The 24,781-nt window shown below is 70.3% G+C and carries 25 protein-coding genes; 6 read left to right on the top strand and 19 right to left on the bottom strand.

Going from position 1 to position 24,781, the window contains the following annotated elements; genetic code table 11:
- Positions 1–20 precede the first annotated feature (20 nt).
- The 9 genes from rfbD to OF850_RS17750 form a co-directional block, all read right to left on the bottom strand.
- Positions 21–905, bottom strand: a complete 885-nt coding sequence (gene rfbD / locus OF850_RS17790) for a dTDP-4-dehydrorhamnose reductase (protein ID WP_301591691.1) — start codon at positions 903–905, stop codon at positions 21–23.
- Positions 902–1,471, bottom strand: a complete 570-nt coding sequence (gene rfbC / locus OF850_RS17785; protein WP_301591690.1) for a dTDP-4-dehydrorhamnose 3,5-epimerase — start codon at positions 1,469–1,471, stop codon at positions 902–904. Before rfbC ends, rfbD begins: the two co-directional genes overlap by 4 nt.
- Entirely contained in the window at positions 1,468–2,349 is an 882-nt protein-coding gene (gene rfbA / locus OF850_RS17780) for a glucose-1-phosphate thymidylyltransferase RfbA (RefSeq protein ID WP_301591689.1), read from the bottom strand. The genes rfbC and rfbA overlap by 4 nt, the downstream gene beginning before the upstream one ends.
- Positions 2,346–3,404: a dTDP-glucose 4,6-dehydratase gene (gene rfbB / locus OF850_RS17775; RefSeq protein WP_301591688.1), complete on the bottom strand. Its 1,059-nt coding sequence runs from the start codon at positions 3,402–3,404 to the stop codon at positions 2,346–2,348. Before rfbB ends, rfbA begins: the two co-directional genes overlap by 4 nt.
- 48 nt (positions 3,405–3,452) lie before the next feature.
- On the bottom strand, positions 3,453–4,205 hold the full coding sequence (locus OF850_RS17770) for a hypothetical protein (protein ID WP_301591687.1): 753 nt from the start codon (positions 4,203–4,205) through the stop codon (positions 3,453–3,455).
- Between the two features lie 59 nt (positions 4,206–4,264).
- Positions 4,265–5,764, bottom strand: coding sequence for a tripartite tricarboxylate transporter permease (locus OF850_RS17765; protein ID WP_301591686.1), 1,500 nt, complete (start codon positions 5,762–5,764; stop codon positions 4,265–4,267).
- A gap of 1 nt (position 5,765) precedes the next feature.
- Positions 5,766–6,230: a tripartite tricarboxylate transporter TctB family protein gene (locus OF850_RS17760; RefSeq protein WP_301591685.1), complete on the bottom strand. Its 465-nt coding sequence runs from the start codon at positions 6,228–6,230 to the stop codon at positions 5,766–5,768.
- Between the two features lie 10 nt (positions 6,231–6,240).
- The gene (locus OF850_RS17755) at positions 6,241–7,224 is read right to left on the bottom strand and encodes a Bug family tripartite tricarboxylate transporter substrate binding protein (protein WP_301591684.1); all 984 of its coding nucleotides are present in this window, start codon (positions 7,222–7,224) and stop codon (positions 6,241–6,243) included.
- Between the two features lie 163 nt (positions 7,225–7,387).
- On the bottom strand, positions 7,388–8,980 hold the full coding sequence (locus OF850_RS17750; RefSeq protein WP_301591683.1) for a 2-isopropylmalate synthase: 1,593 nt from the start codon (positions 8,978–8,980) through the stop codon (positions 7,388–7,390).
- Positions 8,981–9,282: 302 nt separating this feature from the next.
- Between OF850_RS17750 and OF850_RS17745 the strand changes: the two genes are divergently transcribed.
- The 3 genes from OF850_RS17745 to OF850_RS17735 are packed head-to-tail and all read left to right on the top strand — an operon-like array spanning position 9,283 to position 11,921.
- Entirely contained in the window at positions 9,283–10,251 is a 969-nt protein-coding gene (locus OF850_RS17745) for a Bug family tripartite tricarboxylate transporter substrate binding protein (protein ID WP_301591682.1), read from the top strand.
- 2 nt (positions 10,252–10,253) lie between these two features.
- Positions 10,254–11,234, top strand: a complete 981-nt coding sequence (locus OF850_RS17740) for a hydroxyacid dehydrogenase (RefSeq protein WP_301591724.1) — start codon at positions 10,254–10,256, stop codon at positions 11,232–11,234.
- 45 nt (positions 11,235–11,279) lie between these two features.
- On the top strand, positions 11,280–11,921 hold the full coding sequence (locus tag OF850_RS17735; protein ID WP_301591681.1) for a cytochrome b/b6 domain-containing protein: 642 nt from the start codon (positions 11,280–11,282) through the stop codon (positions 11,919–11,921).
- On the opposite strand, the gene OF850_RS17730 is transcribed toward OF850_RS17735, so the two are convergent.
- On the bottom strand, positions 11,918–12,373 hold the full coding sequence (locus OF850_RS17730; RefSeq protein ID WP_301591680.1) for a cytochrome c: 456 nt from the start codon (positions 12,371–12,373) through the stop codon (positions 11,918–11,920). The two genes, OF850_RS17735 and OF850_RS17730, sit on opposite strands and share 4 nt — an antisense overlap.
- 61 nt (positions 12,374–12,434) lie before the next feature.
- Positions 12,435–13,352 (bottom strand): allantoinase PuuE, encoded by a 918-nt coding sequence (gene puuE / locus OF850_RS17725; RefSeq protein WP_301591679.1) that lies wholly within the window; start codon positions 13,350–13,352, stop codon positions 12,435–12,437.
- Between the two features lie 93 nt (positions 13,353–13,445).
- On the opposite strand from puuE, the gene OF850_RS17720 reads away from it, so the two are divergent.
- A complete protein-coding gene (locus tag OF850_RS17720; RefSeq protein WP_301591678.1) occupies positions 13,446–13,919 on the top strand; it encodes an OmpA family protein in 474 nt (157 codons plus the stop codon).
- Between the two features lie 71 nt (positions 13,920–13,990).
- On the top strand, positions 13,991–14,422 hold the full coding sequence (locus OF850_RS17715) for an OmpA family protein (protein ID WP_301591677.1): 432 nt from the start codon (positions 13,991–13,993) through the stop codon (positions 14,420–14,422).
- 48 nt (positions 14,423–14,470) lie between these two features.
- On the opposite strand, the gene ilvC is transcribed toward OF850_RS17715, so the two are convergent.
- The 5 genes from ilvC to miaA form a co-directional block, all read right to left on the bottom strand.
- Positions 14,471–15,487, bottom strand: a complete 1,017-nt coding sequence (gene ilvC, locus OF850_RS17710) for a ketol-acid reductoisomerase (protein ID WP_301591676.1) — start codon at positions 15,485–15,487, stop codon at positions 14,471–14,473.
- Positions 15,488–15,530: 43 nt separating this feature from the next.
- On the bottom strand, positions 15,531–16,553 hold the full coding sequence (locus OF850_RS17705) for a zinc-binding metallopeptidase family protein (RefSeq protein WP_301591675.1): 1,023 nt from the start codon (positions 16,551–16,553) through the stop codon (positions 15,531–15,533).
- A 55-nt stretch (positions 16,554–16,608) separates the two neighbouring features.
- Entirely contained in the window at positions 16,609–17,112 is a 504-nt protein-coding gene (gene ilvN, locus OF850_RS17700; protein WP_301591674.1) for an acetolactate synthase small subunit, read from the bottom strand.
- Positions 17,112–18,914: an acetolactate synthase 3 large subunit gene (locus OF850_RS17695; protein ID WP_301591673.1), complete on the bottom strand. Its 1,803-nt coding sequence runs from the start codon at positions 18,912–18,914 to the stop codon at positions 17,112–17,114. The genes ilvN and OF850_RS17695 overlap by 1 nt, the downstream gene beginning before the upstream one ends.
- A 61-nt stretch (positions 18,915–18,975) precedes the next feature.
- Positions 18,976–19,917 carry a tRNA (adenosine(37)-N6)-dimethylallyltransferase MiaA gene (gene miaA, locus OF850_RS17690; RefSeq protein WP_301591672.1) on the bottom strand — a complete coding sequence of 314 codons (942 nt, stop codon included), beginning with the start codon at positions 19,915–19,917 and terminating at the stop codon, positions 18,976–18,978.
- Between the two features lie 29 nt (positions 19,918–19,946).
- Here miaA and serB point away from each other — a divergent pair, with 29 nt between their 5' ends.
- The gene (gene serB / locus OF850_RS17685; RefSeq protein ID WP_301591671.1) at positions 19,947–20,840 is read left to right on the top strand and encodes a phosphoserine phosphatase SerB; all 894 of its coding nucleotides are present in this window, start codon (positions 19,947–19,949) and stop codon (positions 20,838–20,840) included.
- Here the strand turns inward: serB and OF850_RS17680 are convergent, their stop codons facing one another.
- The 3 genes from OF850_RS17680 to hflK all read right to left on the bottom strand — a co-directional run bounded on the left by OF850_RS17680 (position 20,841) and on the right by hflK (position 24,760).
- Positions 20,841–22,412: a Do family serine endopeptidase gene (locus OF850_RS17680; RefSeq protein ID WP_301591670.1), complete on the bottom strand. Its 1,572-nt coding sequence runs from the start codon at positions 22,410–22,412 to the stop codon at positions 20,841–20,843. It lies immediately after the preceding gene.
- A 117-nt stretch (positions 22,413–22,529) separates the two neighbouring features.
- Positions 22,530–23,543 (bottom strand): protease modulator HflC, encoded by a 1,014-nt coding sequence (gene hflC / locus OF850_RS17675; protein ID WP_301591669.1) that lies wholly within the window; start codon positions 23,541–23,543, stop codon positions 22,530–22,532.
- Positions 23,540–24,760, bottom strand: a complete 1,221-nt coding sequence (gene hflK, locus OF850_RS17670; protein WP_301591668.1) for an FtsH protease activity modulator HflK — start codon at positions 24,758–24,760, stop codon at positions 23,540–23,542. Before hflK ends, hflC begins: the two co-directional genes overlap by 4 nt.
- Positions 24,761–24,781 lie beyond the last annotated feature (21 nt).

The raw sequence follows: 24,781 nt of genomic DNA, 5'->3' as shown, positions 1-24,781 counted from the left end.
GACGAGGATGCGCGGTAGGCTCAGGGGTGCAGCGCCCGGATCACCCGTTCGAGCCCCTGCTGCCAGGGCGGCAGGGCGACGCCGAACACGGCATGCAGCTTCCGCTGGTCCAGCCGCCCATCGGCGGGGCGCGTGGCCTTCATCGGATATTCGTGCGTGGCGATGGGATGAACGACCGGCCGCGGCTCGCCGAATGGCGCCGCGGCGGCAAAGATCGCCTCGGCGAATTCGTGCCAGCTGGCGTACCCGCCGCCGGCCATGTGGAACACGCCGCGATGCGCGTCCCGCCACCCCTCGTCGCGGATGCGGGCCAGCACGCCGGCCAGCGCGTCGGCGAGGTCGGGCGCTGCGGTGGGATTGCCGTGCTGGTCCGCCACCACGCGTAGCTCGGGGCGCTGCGCGCCGACGGCCAGCATGGTCTTCACGAAGTTGCGGCCGACCGCGCTGAACACCCAGGCGGTGCGGAACACCGCCGTCTTCGGGTTCACCGCCAGCGCCGCCCATTCCCCCGCCAGCTTGGTGCGCCCATAGGCGCCGAGCGGATTGGGCGCGTCATCCTCGGAGTACGGCGTGCCCTTGCGCCCGTCATAGACGTAGTCCGTGCTGACCTGCAGCAGCGGCAGGCCGCGCGCTGCGCAAAGCCGCGCGACCAGCTCGGGGCCGATGGCATTGGCGCGGAAGGCACCCGTCTCGTCATCCTCCGCCGCGTCCACGGCCGTCCAGGCGGCGGCGTTGATCACCGCATCCGGCGCGGCATCGCGAAAGGCGGCCTCCACCGTTGCGGGCTGGTCGAACTCGAACTCCGGCTGGCCCACCAGCAGCGCCTCGAAGCCCAGTGCGGGAAGGCTTTCCGCGAGGCCGGTGGCCAGCTGCCCGCCCTTGCCGGTGACGAGGACGCGCTTCACGACCGGAACCCCTTCGGGAAGGGCGGCGCGATGTCACGCAGGCGCGGCGCCTTGCGGTCCTTGTCCGACAGCACTGGCCCGCCGGGCGGCAGCGGCCATTGGATGCCCAGATCGGGATCGTCCCAGGCGATGCCGGCATCCGTCGCGGGGTCGTATTCGGCGTCCACCTTGTAGAGCACCTCGCAATCCGCGGTCAGCGTCACGAAACCGTGCGCGAAGCCGCGCGGCACCCAGAGCTGGCGCCAGTTCTCCGCCGAAAGCTCCACCGCCACGTGGTTTCCGTAGCTCGGGCTCCCCTCGCGGACATCCACCGCCACGTCGAGGATGGCGCCCCGCACCACGCGCACCAGCTTGCCCTGCGGCGTGGGCGGGCGCTGGAAATGCAGCCCGCGCAGCACGCCCCGCTCCGCCGAGAAGGAATGGTTGTCCTGGACGAACTCCGCGTCCAGCCCGGCCTCGCGCAGGGCGGAACGCTTCCAGACCTCGGAAAAGAAGCCGCGCGCGTCGCCGAACTTCCGCGGCTCGATCAGCAGCACCTCGGGAATGGGTTGTGGCGTGACCTTCATCCGTGCAGCCCTTCCGCGACCTCGATCAGGTAACGGCCATAGGCCGTCTTTCCGAGCGCCGCGCCGCGCTCCCGCAGCACGTCGGCGGAAAGGAAGCCGCGGCGGAAGGCGATTTCCTCCGGGCAGCTCACCTGCAGGCCCTGGCGCTCCTGCACCGTCTGCACAAAGGTCGCCGCCTGGAGAAGCGAGGCGGGTGTGCCAGCGTCGAGCCAGGCGCAGCCGCGCCCCAGCTGCTCGGCCCGCAGCGTGCCGTCCTGCATGTAGAGCGCGTTGAGGTCGGTGATCTCCAGCTCGCCCCGCGCCGAGGGCTCGATCTGGCGCGACAGATCCGTGACGCGGCTGTCGTAGAAATAAAGCCCGATCACCGCCCAGTCGGATTTGGGCTGCTTCGGCTTCTCCTCCAGCGAGATCACCTCGCCCTCGTCGTTGAACTCGGCGACGCCGTAGCGCTCCGGGTCCGCCACGCGATAGCCGAACACGGTCGCCTTGCCGCGCAACGCATGCTCGCGCGCCGACATCAGCCGTTCCGACAGGCCTTCGCCGTAGATGATGTTGTCGCCGAGCGCGAGCGCCGCCGGGCCGCCCTGCAGGAACTCGGCGCCGATGTGGAAGGCCTGGGCCAGCCCGTCCGGCGAAGGCTGCTCCGCATAAGACAGGCGGATGCCGAATTGCGAGCCGTCGCCCAGCAGGCGCTGGAAGGATGGCAGGTCGGTGGGAGTGGAGATCAGCAGGATGTCCTGGATCCCCGCCAGCATCAGCGTGCCGAGCGGATAGTACACCATCGGCTTGTCGTAGACGGGCAGGAGCTGCTTGGACGCGGCCAGCGTCATCGGGTGCAGCCGCGTGCCGCTGCCCCCGGCCAGGATGATCCCCTTCACGACTTCACGCCTCCCAAACGCTGGCCCGCATAGGCCTTTTCCCGGATCGGCCGCCACCAGGCCTCGTGATCCAGGTACCAGCGGATCGTGTGTTCCAGACCACTCTCGAAATCGAAGCGCGCCTTCCACCCGAGCGCCGCCTCGGCGCCCGAAGGGTCCATGGCGTAGCGGAAGTCATGGCCCGGCCGGTCCTTGACGAAGGTGATCAGCCGCTCGCGCGGGCCGGCGGGATCCGGACGCAGCCGGTCGAGCGTGGCGCAGATCGCCTTCACCACGTCCAGGTTGGTGCGCTCCTGGCGCGGGCCGATGCAGTAGGTCGCGCCGGGCTGGCCGCGGAACAGCGCCAGCGCCAGCGCCTCGGCATGGTCCTCCACGTGCAGCCAGTCGCGCACGTTGTCGCCCTTGCCATAGACGGGGAGTTGCTTGCCCTCCAGCGCATTGAGCGTGACGAGCGGGATCAGCTTTTCCGGGAACTGCCACGGCCCGTAGTTGTTCGTCGTGTTGGAAACGAAGGACGGGAAGCCGTAGGTGTGGTTCCAGGCGCGCACGAGATGATCGCTCGCCGCCTTGCTGGCCGAATAGGGCGAGCGCGGGTCGTAGGGCGTCTCGGGGGTGAAGGGCGGATCGCCGGGATAAAGCGAGCCGAACACCTCGTCGGTCGAGACGTGGTGGAAGCGGAACGCCGCCTTCGCCTCGCCCTCCAGGCCGGACCAGTATTCGCGCGCCGCCTCCAGCATCACCTGGGTGCCGACGACATTGGTGCGGATGAACTCCGCCGGCCCGTCGATGGAGCGGTCCACGTGGCTTTCGGCCGCCAGGTGCATGACGGCGCGGGGCCGGTGCGTGCGGAAGGCCGAGCGCATCGCCTCGGCGTCGCAGATATCGGCCTGGATCAGCACGTGGCGCGGATGCGCGCGCCAGGCTTCCAGCGCCTCGGGGCTGGCGGCGTAGGTCAGCTTGTCGATGTTGACCACGGCCTCATCGGTGGTGCCGAGGATGTGGCGAACCACGGCCGAGCCGATGAAGCCGCAGCCGCCGGTGAGAAGAAGGGTCACGAGGCCTCCGCGAAAGGATGCCCGGCAATACCCTAATCCCTTCATGGGTCAACCAAGGGATATCCCCCATGCCGCGAGCAGGGCCAGCGCGGCCAGCGCCGCGAAGGCTAGCCATCCGCCGCCCCGCATGGCCAGGCGTGGCGCCAGCAGCATCGTCCCGATCGGTGCCAGCGCCAGGAGCCAGTCTCCCGGCGCGCCGCGCGCCAGGGCGGGGCCGAGCGTCACCCCGGCCAGGCCGAGCGCGAAGGGCACGCGCGCCGCGAACGGCATCGCCGTCCCCGACGCCAGCGCCCCGCCTGTGGCTGCAGCCCAAGCCAGGCCCAGCATCAGCCATGGCCCTGGCGGCGCGGCCAGGACGAGCAGGGCCGCCGCCAACGCCGCCACCGCAGCCGCGCGGCGCGCATCGCTCGCCTCTGCGGTCGCAAGGGCGGCGGCCAGCGCGGCGGCCAGCATCACCGGCAAGGCGCGCGCCGCATCGGGTCCCCAAAGCGGCGCGCCGCCCAGCCACCAGCCGCCCAGCAGGACGGAAGCGGCCGCCAGCGCCCCCGCCGCCCATCGTCCCCGCAAGAAGCAGAGCGGCAGGGACAGGAGGACCGCGCCCGCCATCAGCGCTGGCAGGCGCTCGAAGCTTTGCCGGGGCGAGGCGAGGCTGATCCCCAGGATCAGCGCGAACCCCGCCAGGGCACCAAGGCCGAGCGCCAGCGCCCCTAGGGGCCGTCCGCGCAGCAGCGCGGCCCAGGCAAGCGACACGAGGAGGGGCAGCAGCGGCCCCTGCCAGAAGGCAAGAGAATCCGGAAGCATCGGCCCCAGCTTGCCGCAACGGCGCCCCGACCGCGACGGGCCGGCGCCGCTTGATGCGCTCAGGCCACCTGTGCCTTGGGTGCCCGCCCCCCGGCCACCGCCCTGCCCACCATCAGGACCCAGATCGCCAGTGTTGCCACGCCTAGCGCCCCAGCGATGGGTCGGCTGAAGAATTCCAGCCAGTCGCCATCGGCCTTGATCATGTTCTGCACGAAGGTCTGCTCCAGCATTTCGCCGAGCACGAGGCCGAGGATGAGCGGCGCGACCGGGATTCCGTGCTGCTCCAGGAACCAGCCGAACAGCCCCATCGCCAGCATGAGCGACACGCCATACAGGCTGTTGGTCATGGCGAAGGAGCCGACGACGCAGAACAGCAGGATGACCGGAAGCAGGAGGTTGCGCGGCGTCCGCAGCACCTGCCGCGCGCCCTTGATCGCCGCCCAGCCCAGCGGCAGCAGCAGCAGATTGGCGAGGATGAAGATCAGGAACACCGCATAGATGAGCTGCGGGTTCTCCAGGAACACTGTCGGCCCCGGGTTCATCCCCTTCATGTAGAGCACGCCGATGACGATGGCGGTGATCGAGTCTCCGGGAATGCCGAAGACCAGCGCCGGGATCCACGCGCTGGCCAGGGCGGAGTTGTTCGCCGCCGTCGCGTCCACCACGCCTTCGACATGGCCGGTGCCGAACTTTTCCTTCTCGCGGGAGAAGCGCTTGGACACGGCGTAGGAAATCCAGGCCGCGATATCCGCTCCCGCGCCGGGCAGCGCGCCGATCAACGTGCCGATGCCGCTGCCGCGCAGGAAGTTGAACCAGTAACGCCGCCACACCGCGCCCAGGCCGCGGAACACGTCGCCCACCTGCTCCACCACCGCGCCGCCGCTGCCGCGCACCGTCACCGCGCCGCGCAGCAATTCCGACACGGCGAACATGCCGATCATCGTGGCGACGAAATTCACCCCCTGCATCAGCTCCACCTCGCCAAAGGTGAAGCGCGGCACCCCCGCCGAAGGATCGATGCCGACCGTGGCGAGGAGCAGGCCGATCAGCAGCGACAGCACGCCCTTCACCGGGTCAGCGTTGGACAGGAACACCGCGCAGGTGAGGCCGAGACAGGCGAGCCAGAAATACTCGAAGGAGGAGAAGTTGATCGCGACCTCGGCCAGCAGGGGCGCGCAAAGCACCAGCACGGCGATGCCGATCAGCCCGCCCGCGACCGAGAAGACGAGGTTCACCCCCATGTTGAGGTTCAGCAGGCCGCGCCGCGTCATGGCGTAGGATTCGTCGGCATAGGCGGCGGAGGCCGGAGTGCCCGGCATGCGCAGCATTGCGCCCGGGATGTCGCCTGCGAAGATCGCCATGGCGGTGGCAGTCACGATGGCGCCCAGCGCGGGCACAGGGTCCATGAAGAAGGTGACGGGCACCAGGAGCGCGGTCGCCATGGTCGCGGTCAGGCCGGGCATGGCGCCCACGAACAGCCCGAACACGGCCGAGATCAGGATCACCCCCAGCACGGCGGGGTCGAAAACCAGCGCGAAGGCCTGGAGGATCGCTTCCACGCTACAGCACCGCGTCCAGCCAGCCGCGCGGCAAGGGAACACGCATCATCCCTGCGAAGAACCAGTGGACGGCCAGGGTCACGCCGGCCGCCACCGGCAGCGCCACGACAGGCCGCGCCCGGAACCACAGCGTCAACCCCAGCAGCAGGACGAAGGCGAGCGGGATGAACCCCACCCAGTCCGACAGGAGGATATAGAGCAGCACTGCCCCCGGCACGGCGAGAAACGAAAGGAGGCGCACCGGGTCGCGCGCCCACTCCTCCACCTGGAGGACAGGCCCGCCTTCGCGCAAACCGCGCAGGAGCAGCAAGGCGCCGCACAGCGCGATGCCGGACCCGAGGACGCGCGGGAACAGGCTCGGCCCGTAATCCTGGCCGGGGAAGGCCGGAAAGAACCCGGTCAGCCACCAGATCCAGGCCGCGAGGCCGAGGAGCAGTCCCCCCAGCGCTGCGTCGTGCAGGCGCAAGGCCGCGCCCTCAGCCGCGCGCCAGCCCGGCGGCGCGCATCGCCTCGCCCATGCCGCGGTCGGATTCGGCCATGAAGCTCGCGAAGCCCTCCGCATCGCGCCAGACCGTGCCGAAGCCGCGGCTCGCCATGAACTCCTTGTACTCGTTGCTGTCATAGGCGCGCTTCAGTGCCTCGCCGAGGCGTGCGACCACCGGGGCGGGCAGGTTGCGCGGCCCCGCGATGCCGCGCCATGCGCCGGTGGAGTAGTTGATGCCCAGCGTCTCGTTCAGCGTCGGCACCTGGGCGAATTGCGGGTTGCGCTCGGGCGCCATGATGGCCAGCGACCGGGCGCGTCCCGCATCCAGCATCGCACGCGCCTCGGGGACGGAGCAGGACACGATGTCCACGCCGCCCGCCGCCAGTTCCTGCATGGCAGGCGCCGCGCCATTCGAGGGGACCCAGCGCACGTGGTCGCCGCGCAGCCCCATGGCCTGCAGCCACCCCACCAGGGCGAGGTGCCAGATCCCGCCCTGCCCTGTGCCGCTGGCGCGGAACGTCCCGGCGGGGCGCGACTTGATGGCCTCGGCCAGGGCGCGGATGTCGGCATAGGGCGCGTTCTGCGCCACCTGCACCCCCGGCGGGTCCTGGTTCACCAGGCCGATGGGCGTGTAGCTGGTGGGCTTGAGTTCCGTCAGCCCCTGCCAGTGCATCATCGCGATCTCGACGGTGATCATGCCGATGGTGTGGCCATCGGGCGGGGCGGTGGCGATGGCGGAATGGCCGACGACGCCGGAGCCGCCGGTGCGGTTCACCACGTTCACCGGCTGCCCCAGGTCGCGCTCCAGCAGCGAGCCGACGATGCGCGCGGTGGCGTCGGTGCCGCCCCCCGCGCCCCAGGGCACGATCAGCTGGACCGGTCGGGACGGGTAGCGGCCCTGCGCGAGGGCGGGCGTTGCAAGCCCTCCACCGGTGATGGCGGCGGCAAGCAGGGTGCGGCGGCGCGTGGGCACCATGGCGTCTTTTCCTCCCTGGCGCGGCTTGGCGCCGCGTCCGAGAGGGAAGGCTAGGCTCTCCGATGCCGCCGCATCAAGCGCGCCGAGCCTGATCCACCGGTGAGACCGCCGAGGCGGTGAATCAGGCTCGCAGATCGCCTGGTGCGGCCGGCTGCGGACTGCGCTAGGCGCTGGCCTTCTGCGGCAGCACCGAGGGCGGCTCCGTCCGCTCGCGCTTCACCAGCAGCTTGTTCAGTGCGTGCACATAGGCCCTGGCCGAGGCGACGATGGTGCAGGTGTCGGAGCCCTGCCCGTCCACCAGCTTGCCCTTCTCCTCGAAGCGCACGGTGACGCGCGCCTGGGCGTCGGTGCCGCCGGTGATGCTCTGCACCGCATAGAGCTTCAGGTCGATCTCATGCGGCCAGGCCTGGCGCAGCGCGTTGAAGGTGGCGTCCACAGCTCCGTCGCCGATCGCCATGCCGTCGCGCCGCTCGCCATCCACCTCCAGGGTGATGGTCGCCATCGGCTTGGTGCCCATGCCGGTGGAGACGTTCAGCCCCGTCAGCACGATGCGCTCGGAGCCGCGATGGACCTCCTCGTCCACCAGGGCCGCAATGTCCTCGTCGTAGACGACCTTCTTGCGGTCCGCGAGGTCCTTGAAGCGCTTGAAGGCATCGTTCAGCTGGTTGTCGCCCACCTCGTAGCCCAGCGACTTCAGCCGATCGCGGAAGGCGGCGCGGCCGGAATGCTTGCCCAGGATCAGCGAGTTGGTGGTCCAGCCCACGCTCTCGGGCGTCATGATCTCGTAGGTGGAGGCGTCCTTCAGCACGCCATCCTGGTGGATGCCCGATTCGTGCGCGAAGGCGTTGCGGCCGACGATCGCCTTGTTGGGCTGCACGTCGAAGCCCGTAGTGGCGGCCAGCAGCTTCGACACCTTCAGCAGCTTGGTGGTGACGATGTTGTTCTGCACTGGCACGGCGTCGTGGCGCGTGCGCAGCGCCATCACCGCCTCCTCCAGCGACGCGTTGCCCGCGCGCTCGCCGATGCCGTTGATGGTGCACTCCACCTGCCGCGCCCCGGCACGGATCGCGGCCAGGGTGTTGGCGACGGCCAGGCCCAGGTCGTTGTGGTTGTGGGTGGAGAAGATCACCCCGTCCGCACCCGGCACGCGCTCGCGCAGCATGCGGAAGATGTGCGCCATGTCCTCCGGCACGGCATAGCCCACCGTGTCGGGGATGTTGATGGTGGTGGCGCCGGCCTTGATCGCGGCCTCGACGCAGCGGCACAGGAACTCGTGCTCGGTGCGGGTGCCGTCCTCGGCCGACCACTCCACGTCATCCGTGGCGTTGCGCGCCATGGTGACGGAGGCGGTGACCAGGGCCAGCACCTCCTCTGGCTCCATGCGCAGCTTCACCCGCATGTGCAGCGGGCTGGTGGAAACGAAGGTGTGGATGCGCTTGCGGGCGGCGGGCTTGATCGCCTCGGCGGCGCGCTGGATGTCGGCGGGGGCGGTGCGGGCCAGGCCGCAGACCACCGGGCCGTCCTTCGCGAAGCGCTTCGCGATGGCCTCGACGCTCTCGAAGTCGCCGACCGAGGCGATGGGGAAGCCCGCCTCCATCACATCTACGCCCAGATCCGCCAGGGCCTCGGCCATGCGGATCTTCTCCTCCAGGTTCATGGAGAAGCCGGGCGACTGCTCGCCGTCGCGCAGCGTGGTATCGAAGATGATGATGCGGTCGTCGGCAACGGCGCCGAAGGAAGGATGGGAAATGGGCATGGGCTCAGCTCTCGTTGGGGTTTCCGCTTTCGTATCCCCCGGGTGGAGCGGGCCGCAGCGCGCGGCTTCGCGTCACGCCCGGGGGCGGAGAAGTCGAAGCGGAAGGAGGGCGAGCGCGAGCGACCGGGCAGGAACCCCGGCGGGAAGCACGGAATGTGCGGTCCGCATCGCCATTCCGGGAGCCTAACGGGCCAGGGCGCGCCGATCAAGCCGCCTTTGCCATTCATGCCGGGAGCCGCGGCGATGGACAGGGGCGGCGATCCCCCGGCAAGCTTCCCCCAACGACAACGGAGGAGGAATCCATGCACCGCTTCGCGCTTGCGCTCTGCGCATTGATGCTGGCCTTGCCAGCCGCCGCACAGAACTGGCAGCCGGACCGTCCGGTGCGGATCATCGTCCCCTTCCCGCCCGGCGGCGCCACCGACCTGATCGCCCGCATCTTCGCCGAGCGCGCCTCCCGCGACCTGCCGAATCGCTGGGTGGTGGAGAACCGCTCCGGCGCCAACGGCAATATCGGCATGGATGTCGTGGCGAAATCCACGCCCGACGGCTACACGCTCGGCGCCTGCACCATCGGTAACTGCGCGATCAACGCCGCCATCTATGCGCGCATGCCCTACGACATCGAGCGCGACCTCGTGCCGGTCTTCTGGTCCGGCTCGGTCATGAACGCGCTGGCTGTGCGGCCCGACCACCCGGCGCAGAACTTTCAACAGTTCGCGGAATGGGCGCGGCGCGAGAACACACGCGTCAACTTCTCCTCCTCGGGCTTCGGCGCCTCCAACCACCTGCTCGGCGAGTTCCTGAACGGGCGGCTCGGCCTGCGCATGACGCACGTGCCGTTCCGCGGCGGCGCGCCGGGGATGCAGGCGGTGATCGCCGGCAACACGCATTTCTTCTTCGAGAACACCCCGACCCTGATCGGCGCGATCCGCGGCGGGCAGCTGCGCGCGCTGGCCGTCAGCGGCCGCACCCGCGACCCGGCCCTGCCCGACGTGCCGACGCTGGAGGAATCCGGGATGACCGATGCGGTGATCGAGCCATGGTTCGGCTACATGGCGCCGCGCGGCACGCCGCCGGAGATCGTGGCGCGGCTCAACGCCCTGTTCAATGAGGCCAACAGCGACCCGACGGTGCAGGAGCGGCTGCGCACTCTCGGCACCCGGCCGGAAGGCGGCCCGCCCGAGCGCTTCGCTGCCCATGTCCGCAGCGAGGTCGCGCGCTGGCGCGAGGTGGTGGAGCGCAACAACATCGAGCGGATCACCGAGTGACCATGCGCCAGGTTCTGCTCTGCCGCGATCTTCACCCCGCCGGCCGCGCCCTTTTGGAGGCACGGCCCGACATCGCCTTGACCACGCTGCACGACCCGCCCGTGCCGCAGTTCCACGCGGCGCTGCGCGCGGCGGAAGCGGTGCTGTGCTGGCTGGAACGCGTGGATCCCGCGACGCTGGAGGCCGCGCCGGGCCTGCGCTGCGTCTCACGCTACGGCGTCGGCTTCGACACGGTGGACATCCCCGCCTGCACCGCGCGGGGAGTGGCGGTGATGGTCGCCAACGGCTCCAACGACCTGTCGGTGGCCGAGCACGCCATGATGCTCATGCTCGCCCTGGCGAGGCGAGCGGTTCAGTTCGACGCCCGCGTGAAGGCGGGCGGGTGGTGGCCGGAATCGCTCGGCAAGGGCGGGCCGCTTGCGATGGCCGACCTGCATGGGCGCACCGTGCTGGTGGTGGGGTACGGGCGCATCGGCACGCGGGTCGCGCGTTACTGCCAGGCCTTCGGGATGCGCGTCCTGGTGCTGGACCCCGGCTACACCCCGGCGCGGCTGGCGGCGGATGGAGTGGTCCCGGCGCGCGACCTTCATTCCGCCCTCGCGGAAGCGGACGTGGTGACGCTGCACTGCCCCCTGTCCCAAGCGACGCGCCACCTGATGGATGCGGAGGCCTTCGCCGCGCTGAAGCCCGGCGCGATCGTCGTGAACACGGCGCGCGGCCCTGTGGTGGACGAGGCAGCGCTGCTGGCGTCGCTGGGGGCCGGGCGGCTGCACGGCTTCGGCTCCGACGTGCTGGAGGTGGAGCCTTGCCTGCCGGACAACCCCCTTCTCAAGCGGCCGGAGGTGATCCTGTCCCCGCACCTCGCCGCCTCGACGGAGGAAGGCTTGGCGCGCATGGCGCGGATCGCGGCGCAGAACATCCTGGACGTGCTGGATGGGCGCCCCGACCCGGCGATGATGGTGAACCCCGAACTGGCGCGCTAGCATCGTCACATCATCGGGGGTGCGGGCATGGAAGCAGGGCGGCGCGTGCGGGTCTGGGATCCCTGGATCCGGCTGGTCCACTGGGGGCTGGCGCTGCTGGTGCCGCTGGCCTGGGTGACGATCACCCAGCACTGGTTCCGCCTACACACGCTGATCGGCTACTCGGTGCTGACCCTCGTGGTGTTCCGCCTGCTCTGGGGCCTCTTCGGCAGCGAGAGCGCGCAGTTCCGCTCCTTTCTCAAGCCGCCGCTGCAGGGGCTGCGCCACCTGTCGCACCTGCACCGGCGGGAGGCAGACCGGGAGGTGACGCACAACGCCGCCGGGGGCTGGATCGTCGTGGCATTCCTGCTGCTGCTAGGGGCCCAGGCGTCCCTCGGCCTGTTCAGCAACGACGACAGCTTCCAGGCCGGGCCGCTGCGCTTCCTGGTGACCAAGGAAACGAGCGACTGGCTCACCTCCTGGCACTACGCGATCTATTGGTGGATCGTCGGGCTTGTCGTGCTGCACGTCCTCGCGGTGCTGGCCTATCGCGTGCTGAAGGGCCAGAATCTCGTCCGCGCCATGATCACCGGCACCAAGACCCTGCCGCCGGAGGTGCGGGGCCCGCGCATCGCGCACCCCGCCCTCGGCGCCGCGCTGCTTGCTCTCAGCGCGGCGCTGGTGGCGGGGGCTTCCTACCTGGGCTAGCGCGCCGGGGCGCGGAACGGCCGGTGGCAATTGCCGCAGGCCGCGCCTGCTGCCTGGAAGGCCGTGGCCGTCGCGGCCCGGTCGCCGGAGGCGGCGGCGTCGCGCAGATTGGCCAGGGCAGTGACCACCCCCTGCCCGGCCCGATGGAAGCCGTCCGAATCGACCCAGATCCCCGGCAGGGCGCGCGTTTCCAGCCCTGGTGTGCCCTGCTGGGTGCCGGTCGGGAAACGCGCGGGGAAACCCTGCGCGAAGAAGTCATGCGCCTCGGCGATGCGTGGCGCGAGGGCGGTCGGGTCGCCGCGTCCCTGCACGCTCTGCTGCACCGCTTCCATCGTCGCGCCCACGCGCCGAAGACCCTCGCGCCGTTCCTGCACGATCTGCGCCGGTGTCTGGGCCAGCGCCGCGCCTGCGGCCAGGCCCAGCATCACGAGGCCGATTCCCCACTTCCCCATTGGATTCTTTCTCCGTCCAAGGAGGCAATGATGGGACGGCTTCCCAACGAAAGGGAAGGCCTCAGCGCGGGGGATGCGTTGCCCACCAGTGGCGGGCGATTTCCTCGCGCGTCGCGACCCACACGTCCGGGCAGGACCGGACATGGTCCAGGAAGCGCGAAAGGGCACGGGCGCGACCGGGACGGCCGACGATGCGGCAATGCAGCCCGACGCTCATCATGCGCCCGCCCTCCTCGCGCAGCTGTTCCAGCGCGTCGCGCAGGTGGCGCTCGAACCCGTCCGGGTCGCCGAAGCCGGGCGGCACGGCGAACTTCATGTCGTTGTTGTCGAGCGTGTAGGGGATGATGAGTTCGGGCTTGCCCGCGACATCCACGTAATGCGGCAGGTCGTCGTCATAGGCGTCGGACTGGTAGAGGAAGCCGCCATGCGCGGCGACGAGGCGACGCGTGTTGGGGCTGATCCGCCCCGTGTACCATCCCACCGGCGACTTGCCGCACAGCCGCTCGATCACCTCGACGCAGCGGGCGATCTCCTCGCGCTCCTTCGCCTCGGGCATGCCGTGGTAGTCGATCCAGCGCCAGCCATGGCTCGCCACCTCGTGCCCCGCATCGACGAAGGCGCGGGCGGCGGCGGGGTTGAGTTCCAGGGCGCGGCCCACGCCGTAGACGGTGAAGCGCAGATCCCGCTGCGCGAAGAGGCGCAGCACGCGCCACACCCCGGCGCGGGCGCCGTAGTCGAACTGGCTTTCCACCGTCCGGTTCCGCGCGCCAAGGAGCGGCTGGCCGCCCGGGACCTCGTGCAGGTAGATCTCGCTGCCCGCATCCCCGTTCAGGACAGTGTTCTCGCCCCCTTCCTCGTAGTTGAGGACAAAGGACAGGGCGACCCGCGCGCCATTCGGCCAGTGCGGATCGGGCGGATGCGGGCCGTAGCCCGCGAAATCGCGGGGGAAGAAGCTGCTGTCGTCGCCGATGCGGGTCATGGCGGGAGAGTTCCGGCCGGGGGTCCCGGGGTCAAGGGTGACAAAGGGTCGGGAGCGACGCAAAATCTGTCCCATATCGGGAAAGAATCCACCATGCGCCTCGCCCTTGCCCTGCTTGCCGTGACCGGCCTCGCTGCCTGCGCCCCACGGGGCGAGGCGCCGGTCGCCGCTTCGCCAGCCGCCGCCCCGGTCGCGGCCGCGCCGGCCGCACCGGCACCCTCCTCAGCCACCCCCGCGCCCGCGCGCCCCTCGGCTCTGCCTGTCTTCTTCCAGCCCTGGTCCGCTGACATGGACGACCAGGCCGAGGAGGCGCTTCGGGAATTGGCGGCGCGGGCGAAGGCGCATCCCTCGGGCCGGCTGCTCATCGTTGGCTATGCCTCGCCGCGCGGCACGGGCGAGGCGAATGTGTTGCTGTCCCGCCTCCGCGCCCGCGTGGTCTATGACTACTTGGTGGAACAGGGCCTGCCGGCCAGCCGCCTTCGCCGAGCGAGCCGCGGGCCGACGCCGGGCATGGAGGATCTGGAAAGCCGCCGGGTCGAAGTGCGCCTCGACGGCGCGAGGAACTGAGGGCGGGCACAACCCTCCCCCTGGCCTCCGTGTTGGGAATAGGGCAACCCTGCCCCAACCGGAGGCCGCCAATGATCCAGAAGCCGCTTTTCGCCGCCCTCGCCGTCACGGCGCTTCTCGCCGCCTGCGCCAACCCGGCGCCCCCGGCCCGTCCGGTGGCGCCGCAATCCGCGCCGGTTGCCGCCGCGCCCCCGCCCCCCGCCGCGCCCACCGGCGATGGCCGCGTGACGCATGTGCGCTTCGATCCGACCTCGAGCACCCTGCCCGACGAAGCGATGGCCAATCTGGGCCCGGCGGTGGACCGGCTGAACGACAACCCCCGCACCCGCATGACGATCACGACCTATGCGAACCGACAGGGCACGCAGGTGGCCCGCTCGCGCGCCCAGGCGATCCGCCAGGCGATGATCGAGCGCGGAATTCCGGCAAACCGAATCCGCGTCGTCAATGCGGGCATGGCGCGCGGGGCGGAACCGGACATGGTCCAGGTCGCGGTCCGCTGAAACGAAAAAGGCCCGGCGGGTGGTCCCGCCGGGCCTCCTCACGCCGGATCAGTTCCGGCTCTTGTCCACCAGCGCGCCCTTGGTGATCCAGGGCATCATGGCGCGGAGCTTCTCGCCCACCTCCTCGATCGGGTGCTCGGCCAGGCGGCGGCGGGTCGCCTTGAAGCTGGCCTGGTTCACCTTGTTCTCCAGCATCCAGTCGCGGGTGAACTTGCCGCTCTGGATGTCGTGGAGGACGCGCTTCATCTCCGCCTTGGTCTCGTCGGTGATGATGCGCGGGCCGGTGACGTACTCGCCGAACTCGGCCGTGTTGGAGATGGAGTAGTTCATGTTGGCGATGCCGCCCTCGTAGATGAGGTCGACGATCAGCTTCACCTCGTGCAGGCACTCGAAATACGCCATCTCGGGGGCGTAGCCCGCCTCGACCAGCGTCTCGAACCCGGCCTTGATCAACTCCACCAGGCCGCCGCACAGCACCACCTGCTCGCCGAACAGGTCGGTCTCGCACTCTTCCTTGAAGGTGGTCTCGATGATGCCCGAGCGGCCGCCGCCGACCGCGGAGGCGTAGGAGAGCGCGATCTCCAGCGCATTGCCCGAAGGGTTCTGGTGCACGGCGACGAGGCAGGGCACGCCGCCGCCCTTCTGGTACTCGCCGCGGACCGTGTGGCCGGGGCCCTTCGGCGCGATCATGAACACGTCGATGTCGGGGCGCGGCTCGATCAGGTTGAAGTGGACGTTCAGCCCATGCGCGAAGGCGATGGCCGCGCCTTCCTTCAGGTTGTCGTGCAGCTGGTCGCGGTACAGGTCGCCCTGCAGCTCGTCGGGGGTGAGGATCATGACGATGTCGGCCCACTTCGCCGCATCGGCCGGGGACATCACCTTGAAGCCGGCCGCCTCGGCCTTGCGCCAGGACCCGCCGGGGCGCACGCCGATCACGACATCCTTCACGCCGCTGTCGCGCATGTTCATGGCGTGGGCGTGGCCCTGGCTGCCGAAGCCGATGACCGCGACCTTCTTCGCCTTGATCAGGTTCACATCCGCGTCGCGGTCATAATACACACGCATCGTCGTTCTCTCTCTCCGGTGGTCCGGCGCCGCCTTTCTTCACCTATTGAAGGGGCGGTCGCTCCTGAATGATCCGATGGATGAATCCGAGCTTCTCGGCAACCTTGTCGCTCAGCACGAAGGGGTAGAGGTCCGGCGTGCCCATGCAGCGATTCATCGCGTTCATCGCGACGGTGAGTGGCGTCCAGGCCAGGAGGATGTCCTCCATGCTCGCCTTGTAGGGGTTGAAGTCCACCTCGGCCTCCATCACGCCCTCCTTGTCCAGGCGCGGACGGACGCTCATGCCAAAGCTCGCGGCCATCTCCAGGCTGTCCACCATATGGAGGTAGTGGGCGAAGCTCTCGGCCCAGTCCTCGTGCGGGTGGGCGGCGGCGTAGTGGCTGATGAACTCGCCGCGCCAGTCGTCCGAGGGCGGCTTGTCGTAATGTGCCTTCAGCGCGGCGGCGTAGTCCTGCGTCTCGTCGCCGAACAGGTCGCGGAACTCCTCGGTCCGCCCTTCCCGCTCCACCAGAACGGTGTGGTAGTAGTGGCCGACCTCGTGCCGCATGTGGCCCAGCAGGGTGCGGTAGGGCTCGTGCAGCTCGTTGCGGCGCTTCTCCCGCTCCGCGTCATCCGCCTCCGCCAGGGCAATGGTGACGAGGCCGTCGGCATGGCCGGTCATCACCCGGTGCTCGGGCGTGTCGGCCAGGAACTCGAAGCGCAGCTCCTCCGGGTCGTGGGGCAGGCGCAGCCGGTCCAGCGTGTAGATCAGGCGGCGCTTGGCGATCTCCAGCTTCTGCCAGAGCGGCAGGTTGCCCTCCACCGACAGGTCCGGAACGACGCGGTTGTGGCGGCAGGCCGTGCAGAACTCGTTCTCGTCCTCCACGGGCAGCATCCAGTTGCAAACGCCGTGGACGGAATTGGCGCAGTTCTTCCAGGGCTTCTCGTCCGCCCGCGCCTTGCCGTCGCGGAAGGCGGAAAGCACGCCCGGCCCCGGCAGGTAGCCGAGGGCGGAGGAGCAGGATGCGCAGACGACGTTCTCGAAGTGCAGGAGGTTGCGGCACTCCTGGCAGGCGAAGAGGCGCATGGCGGATGGTTCCGATGGGGTGCAAGCCGCGAAGTACGCCATGCCGCCCAAGGTTTCAGGCCGCGAGCGCGGAACTGCCCCGCGCGATCGCCACCGCCCCGGTGCGCGACACCTCGGCCAGGCCCAGGGGCCGCATCAGCGCCAGGAATGCCTCGATCTTCTCGGCATTGCCCGTCATCTCGAAGACGAAGCTTTCCGTGGTCGCGTCGACCACCCGGGCGCGGAAGGCGTCGGCGAGGCGCAGCGCCTCCACCCGGTGCTCGCCCCGGCCCGTGACCTTGATCAGCGCCAGCTCCCGCGTCAGGTGCGGGCCTTCCAGCGTCAGGTCGCTGACGCGGTGCACGGGCACCAGCCGATCGAGCTGCGCCTTGATCTGCTCGATCACCATCTCCGTGCCCGAGGTGACGACGGTGATGCGCGACAGCTTGCCCGCCTCGTCCACCGGGGCGACGGTCAGGCTGTCGATGTTGTAGCCGCGGCCGGAGAACAGGCCGATGACGCGGGCGAGGACCCCGGCCTCGTTCTCCACGAGGACGGCGATGGTGGCACTGCGCTGCATCAGACCAGCACCTTGCCTTCGTCGGTGACGGCCCGGGCATTGCCGTCGCTGTCCGGCCCCAGGATCATCTCGTTGTGGGCCGCCCCGCTCGGGATCATCGGGAAGCAGTTCTCGTCCTTGGCGACGCAGATATCGGCAATGACGGGCCCCGGATGGGCCAGCATCTCGCGGATCACGCCGTCCAGCTGGTCCGCCGTCTCGGCGCGCAGGCCCTTGGCATGGAAGGCCTCGGCCAGCTTCACGAAATCCGGCAGGGCATCGCTGTAGGATTCGCTGTAGCGGCCGCCATGCAGCAATTCCTGCCACTGGCGCACCATGCCCATGTACTCGTTGTTGAGGATGAACACCTTCACCGGCAGGCGGTACTGCGCCAGCGTGCCCATCTCCTGGATGTTCATCAGGATGGAGGCCTCGCCCGCGATGTCGATGCACAACGCGTCCGGATGGGCAATCTGCACGCCCATGGCGGCGGGCAGCCCGTAACCCATCGTTCCCAGCCCGCCCGAGGTCATCCAGCGATTGGGCTTCTCGAAACCGAAATACTGGGCGGCCCACATCTGGTGCTGCCCCACCTCGGTCGAGATGAAGGTGTCGCGCCCGTCCTCCTTGGTCAGCTCGAAGAGGCGGTGGACGGCGTGCTGCGGCTTGATGATGGAGCCGGACTGGACGTAGCGCAGGCAGTCGCGCCCGCGCCACTCATGGATGTTCTTCCACCAGCCGGACTGGGCTTCCTTCGCCACCGGCGTCTCGTCGGCCTTCCAGGCCTCGATCAGCGCAGCGATGATGCGGCCGGCATCGCCCACGATGGCGACGTCCACCTTCACGTTCTTGTTGATCGAGGACGGGTCGATGTCGGCGTGGATCTTCTTGGAGCCGGGCGAGAAGGCGTCGAGCCGCCCGGTCACGCGGTCGTCGAAGCGTGCGCCCAGGTTCAGCATGACGTCGCAGCCATGCATGGCGAGGTTGGCCTCGACCGTGCCGTGCATCCCCAGCATCCCGAGAAAGAGCGGGTCGCTGGACGGAAAGGCGCCGAGGCCCATCAGCGTCGAAGTGCAGGGCATGCCGGTCAGGCGCACGAACTCGCCCAGCAGGCGCGACGCCTCCGGGCCGGAATTGATCACGCCGCCGCCGGTGTAGACCACGGGGCGCTCGGCGCGCTTGAGCATCCGCACCGCCTCCAGCACCGTGTTGCGGTCTGGTTCGGTCCGGGGGCGGTAGGAGCGATGCGGCTCCTCCTGGCTCGGCGCCTCCGTGTAGGGGGCAGCCTTGATCAGGATATCCTTGGGCAGGTCCACCACCACCGGGCCCGGGCGGCCCGACTTCGCCACGTAGAAGGCGTCATGGATGGTGCTGGCCAGGTCCTCGGAGCGCTTCACGAGGTAATTGTGCTTGGTGGCCGGGCGGGTGATGCCGGTCGTGTCCGCCTCCTGGAAGGCGTCGTTGCCGATTAGGTGCGTCGGCACCTGCCCCGTCAGGCAGACCACCGGGATGCTGTCCATCAGCGCGTCCACGAGGCCGGTGACGGCATTGGTCGCGCCAGGACCGGAGGTGACGAGCACCACGCCGACCTTGCCGGTCGAGCGGGCATAGCCCTCGGCCGCGTGCACCGCCGCCTGCTCGTGCCGCACCAGGATGTGGCGGATGGCGTTCTGCTGGAACAGCGCGTCGTAGATCGGCAGGACTGCGCCGCCCGGATAGCCGAAGATGACGTCCACGCCCTGGTCCTTCAGCGCGCGAAGGACGACCTCCGCGCCCGAGCGATGCTCCGTGGCGGCGGGGGCGTGGGCTTGGGTGGCAGACATGGCGGCTCCGATTCCTTTCACGGCTCCAATGACCGCCAACTAGGCCCCGTGCTGCAGCGCGTCAACCGGTCCCGTCAACAAAAGCGAAGATTTGATCGCGTTGGCTTTGCGAAAATTGCGACAGACCCGCGATACGCGCATTGATGCTATGCACCGCCTCGGAAGGTGCCAGCGCCTGATGCCGAAACCACGTCGCCTGGCGCCGCGTATAGGCGCCGGTATTGGCGATGGCCCGGCGGGATGCATCCTCCAGCGTGGCCTCGTTTCGCAGCATCGCGGCGAGTTCCGGCACGCCATGGGCGCGCATCGCCGGCAGGACGGGGTCCAGGCCCTGGGCCAGCAGTCCCCTCACCTCCTCCACGGCGCCGCCGTCCAGCATCGCCGCCCAGCGCGCCACGATGGCCTCGCGCAGCAAAGGCCGCGGGGGATCGAGCAGGAGGACGCGGAAATCGTAGGGGGCGGCGGGCAGCGCCGGCGCCTCGCGCTGCCAGGCAGCGAGCGGCTTGCCGGAACTCCGCCACACCTCGAAGGCGCGGGCGATGCGCTGGCTGTCGGAGGGGCGCAGCATCGCCGCATCCTCCGGATGGAGCCGAGCGTGCAGCCCAGGCGCACCGAGCGCGGCGAGGAGGGAGCGCGCCTCCTCCCGCGCTTCGGGCGCCACCTCGGGCAGGGCGGCGATGCCCTGGGTCAGGGCGCGCAGATACATCCCCGTGCCGCCGCAAAGGATGGGCAGCCGTGTCGATGCCATGGAAGCCAGCGCCGCCTCGCGCCACCACGCCACGCTTCCCGGCGTCGCGGCGGGCAGGACGCCATAGAGCGCGTGCGGCACGCGCGCCTCATCCTCCGGCGTCGGGCGCGCAGTCAGCACGCGAAGCTCCTGGTAGCACTGCATGGCGTCGGCGTTGATCACCGTTCCGCCCAGCGCTTCCGCGAGCCCCAGAGCCAGGGCGGACTTCCCGGAAGCGGTGGGACCGGCGACGATGATCGCGCGGGGTTGCCTCATGCCAGGGGCGCCGCCATGGTCCGGCCGCCATGCCGCATGTCCTGACCCTGATCGCGCCCGCGGGCGCCCTTGTTCCCGCTCATCTCGCCGCCGCGCGGGGCGCCTTGTCCGCGCTCGGCGCCGTGCTGGAGACGCCCGAGTGGCTGGCAGAAGGCGAGGCGGCCGACCTGCCTTTCGAAGACCTGTCGCCTGACCAAGCGGTGGCCGCCGCCCGCGTCGCGCTGAACGGTGCGCTCGTGGACCTCCTCGCGCAGCCCGCCGAGGGGCGGCGCAAGAAGCTGCTCCTCGCCGACATGGACAGCACGGTCGTCACGAGTGAGACCCTGGACGAACTGGCCGCCGCCGCCGGGCTGAAGGAGCGCGTCTCCGCCATCACCGCGCGCGCCATGAATGGCGAGCTGGATTTCAAGGCGGCGCTGCGCGAACGCGTGGCGATGCTGGAAGGCCTGCCCCAATCCGCGCTGGAGGAAACCTGGCAGGCGACGGAGGCGATGCCTGGCGCCGCCACGCTGGTCGCCACCATGCGGGCGCATGGCGCGCACACGGCGCTGGTGTCCGGTGGCTTCACCTTCTTCACCGGGCGCGTGGCGGAGCGGATGGGCTTCCATGAGCACCATTCCAATACGCTGCTGCTGGAAGGCGGCCAACTCACCGGCCGCGTGGCAGAGCCGATCCTGGACAAGGATGCGAAGCTGGCGGCGCTGAAGCGCCTGGCGGCGGCGCGCGGGCTGAGCCTCGCGGAAAGCTGCGCCGTGGGGGACGGGGCCAATGACCTGCCGATGATCCAAGCGGCCGGGCTTGGCGTGGCCTTCCGGGCCAAGCCCGCCGTCCAGGCCGCCGCGCGCCACATCGTGACGCATGGCGACCTTTCGGCGCTGCTCTTCGCGCAGGGTTACCGGCGCGAAGAGTTCAGTAAGGGCTGATCAGCCCGGGTTGCCCTGGCGCGGGGCAGCGAGGCGCAGCGGGACGAAGCGCTGGCCCTGCTGGCTTTCCACCAGGAACAGCGCGGTGGCACGGTTCTGGCGGCGCAGGCGCTCGACCCGTTCCTGGATCTCCTGCGGCGTCGTCACGCGCTCCTGCTGCACCTCGACGATCACGTCGCCGGCGCGGATCTCCCGCTCGGCGCCGGCGGAGTTCGGCGAAACCTCGACCACCACGACGCCGCGCTGCTCGGGGCGAAGGCGGAAACGCTCGCGCAGCTCCGGCGTGACGCCGGCCACGCGCATGCCGAGGCCGGAAAGCTCCACCGTCCGGTCGCCGCGCGGTGTCTGCTGCTGCGGCGTGGCGGCGGCCTGCTGCTGCTCGGCCGGAAGCTCGCCGAGGGTCACGGTGACCGTCTCCTCCTTGCCGTCGCGCCAAACCACCACGGGCACCTGCGCACCCACGTTGGTGTCGGCCACGATGCGCGGCAGGTTCCGCATCTCGCGCACTTCCTGGTTGTTGAAGCGCAGGATCACGTCGCCGCTGCGGATGCCGGCCGCGGCGGCGGGCGCCCCCTCCTGCGCGCGGGCGATCAGCGCACCGCGCGTGCCGTTCCGCAGCCCCAAGGACTCCGCGATCTCGTCCGTCACCTGCTGGATGTTCACCCCCAGCCAGCCACGGCGAACGCGGCCATCCGCGGCCAGCTGCCGGGCGATGCCCTGGGCAAGGTTGGAGGGGATGGAGAAGCCGATGCCGATGGAGCCGCCGGTCGGCGAATAGATGGCGGTGTTGATGCCCACCACCTCGCCCCGCAGGTTGAAGAGAGGCCCGCCGGAATTGCCGCGGTTGATGGCGGCATCGGTCTGGATGAAGTCGTCGAAGGGCCCCTGCCGGATGTCGCGGCCGCGCGCCGAGACGATGCCCGCCGTCACCGTGCCACCCAGGCCGAAGGGGTTGCCGATGGCCAGCACCCAGTCGCCGACCTCGGCCGTGTCGCTGTTGCCCCAGGAAACGGAAGGGAGCGGCTGGGGCGGGCGGACGCGCAGCACCGCGATGTCGGTGCGCGGGTCGGTGCCCACCAGCTCGGCGCGCAGGCTGGTGTTGTCCTGCAGGATCACGTTGATCTCGTCGGCGCCGTCGATCACGTGGTTGTTGGTGATCACGATGCCCGACGCATCCACGATGAAGCCGGAGCCGAGCGACTGGGCGCGGCGTTGCGGCTGCTGCGGGCGCTGCGGCTGGGCGTCGCCGCCCTGGCCGGGCGGGCGGTTCCGGTTGAAGAAGTCGCGGAAGAATTCCTCGAACGGGGAGCCGGGGGGCGCCTGCGGCGGCTCCGGCGCATCTGGGCGCGTGGTGGAGCGGCCCTGCGGATTCTGGGTGGTGGAGATGTTCACCACCGCTGGCAGAAGCGAGCGGACGAGGGGAGCGAAGCTTTCGGGGGCGCCACGTGGCGTCACCACCACATCGGGCGTCGGCGGCTGCGCCGCGGCGGTGGCCGGCGGCTCGGGCCGGGGCTGCGCCAGGGCCGGCAAGGCCGCAAAGGCCAGGATGAAGGCGGGAACGACACGTCGCATCGCGTGACCTCGAATGGGGGGTCGGGCGTGGGTCCGCCCGAGGAGGGAAAAGCTAGACCCGCACCGCAGCAGGCGCCAGCGGGCCGACCCCTGAGTTGGGGTTGGCCCGGCGAGGGGTCAACGCCCCTCGGCAGGAGTCCCGGCCGGGGCAGGCGTGGCCGGCTCCGGCTGGGCGGCCGGAGCCGCGGGGGGCGCCGCCGGCTGCGGCGCGGCGCCATTCGGCGCGGCCCCGCCCGGCGGAAGCGTCGCCGCGGCGGCAGGCGAGGCGATCGTCGGGATTTCCCGGAAGAAGCGGAAGAAATCGCTTTCCGGGGTCAGCACCATCCGGCTCTCGCCATTGGCGAAGACCTCGCGGTAGGCCTGCATGGTGCGCCAGAACTGGAAGAACTCCGGGTCACGGCGGAACGCCTCCGCGAAGACCCCGATCGCTTCCTGCTCGCCCGAGCCGCGCAGGATGGCGGCATTGGCCTCCGCCTCCGCGAGCAGCACCGTGCGGTCACGGTCCGCCTGGGCACGGACGCGAGCCGCGACCTCTGCACCCTCGGCGCGGGCCTCGCGGGCGACGCGCTCACGCTCGGACTGCATCCGGTTGAGGATGGCCTGGGTGTTCTCGTCCGGCAGGTCGGCGCGGCGGATGCGGACATCCACCACCTCGATGCCGAAGCGCCGCGCCTCCTCGTCCACCTGGCGGCGGATCTCGCCCATCACGCGCCCGCGCTCGGCGGACAGCACGTTGACGAGGCCCTCGCTGCCCAGCACGCGGCGCAGCGAGGACGAGACGATGGAGGAAAGCCGCGCGCGGATGCCCTGCTCGGCCGCGCCGACCGTTTGGTAGAACAGCAGCGGGTCGGTGATGCGGTAGCGGGTGAAGCTGTCCACGATGAGGCGGCGCTGGTCGCCCAGGATCACCTCCTCGCCCGGCGCGTCGTAGTCCAGCAGGCGCCGGTCGAAGGGGATCACGGTCTGCACCAGCGGCACCTTCACGTTCAGCCCCGGCGTCCGCACCACCCGGATCGGCTCGCCGAACTGGGTGATCAGCACCTGCTGCGTCTGGTGAACGGTGAAGAAGGCGGAGGCCGCGACGAAGAGGACGAGCGCGAGGCCGCCCAGCACCAAGGTCATGCGGTTCATCGCTGCTGCACCCCCGGGCGGGCCTGGTTCATGATGGGCGCGGCGGCGGGCGAGGGCACCGGCACGCGCTGGCCTTGGCCCTGCCCTTGCCCCTGCACGCCGATGCGGTTCTGCCCCTCGCCGAGCGGCAGGAAGGGCACGAGACCCTGCAGCCGGTCATCCACGAGGATCATGTTGTTGCGACGGAGGATGTCTTCCATGGTCTCCAGATAAAGGCGCCGCACGGTCACGTCCTGCGCCTGCGAATAGGCCGCGAGCACGGCGTTGAAGCGGCCCGCCTCGCCTCGGGCGCGGGCGATCTGGCTGTCGCGGAAGCCGGTGGCCTCCTGCACCATTCGCTCCGCCTCGCCTCGGGCGCGGGGGATGATGTCGTTGCGGTAGCTTTCCGCCTCGTTGCGGAGGCGCTCACGGTCCGCATTCGCGCGCTGCACGTCGCGGAAGGCGTCGATCACCGCGGCCGGCGGGTCCACCTTCTGCATCTGCACCTGGGTGATCTCCACCCCCGCGCCGTACTGGTCCATGATCCCCTGGGTGCCGCGGCGCACATCCTGCTCGATCTGGGCGCGCGCCTCGGTCAGCGCCGCCTGGATGGGCGTGCGGCCGATGATCTCGCGCATCACGGATTCGGCGGCGGACTTCACCGTGTCCTCCGGATTGCGGGTGTTGAACAGGAAGTCGCCAGCATCGCGGATGCGCCAGAACACCGCGAAGTCGATGTCCACGATGTTCTCGTCGCCCGTCAGCATCAGCGATTCCGCCAGCACGTCGCGCGCGGGGGTGATGCGCCCGCCCTGCGCCGGGCCGTCCACGTTGGAGCGGAAGCCCACGTCCACGCGGTTGATGCGCGTGACGCGCGGCGTCGTCACCGCCTCGACCGGCCAGGGGATGCGGTAGTTCAGGCCCGGCGGGGCGGTGCGGTTGAAGGCGCCGAAGCGCATGACCACACCCAGCTCGTCGGGCTGGACACGATACACGCCGGACAGGCCCCAGAGCCCGAGCAGCACGACGGCCGCCAGCGCCAAGCCACGCCCGCCGCCCATGCCGCCGCGGGGCAGCCAGCGGCGCACGGTCTGCTGTGCCTGACGGATGATCTCGTCCACGTCCGGGCCGCCACCGGGCGGCGGGCGGTTTCCGCCGGGGGGCGGGTTGCCCCAGGGTCCGCCGCCACCGGGCCGCGGATTGCCCCAGGGGCTCGGTCCGCCGTTGTTCCACGCCATCTGAGTCGCCTACTCCCCTGC

Source organism: Sabulicella glaciei (assembly GCF_026183895.1).
GTDB lineage: Bacteria > Pseudomonadota > Alphaproteobacteria > Acetobacterales > Acetobacteraceae > Roseococcus > Roseococcus glaciei.
The sequence above is the reverse complement of the archived record's forward strand: the minus strand, read 5'-3'. Positions and strand labels throughout refer to the sequence as shown.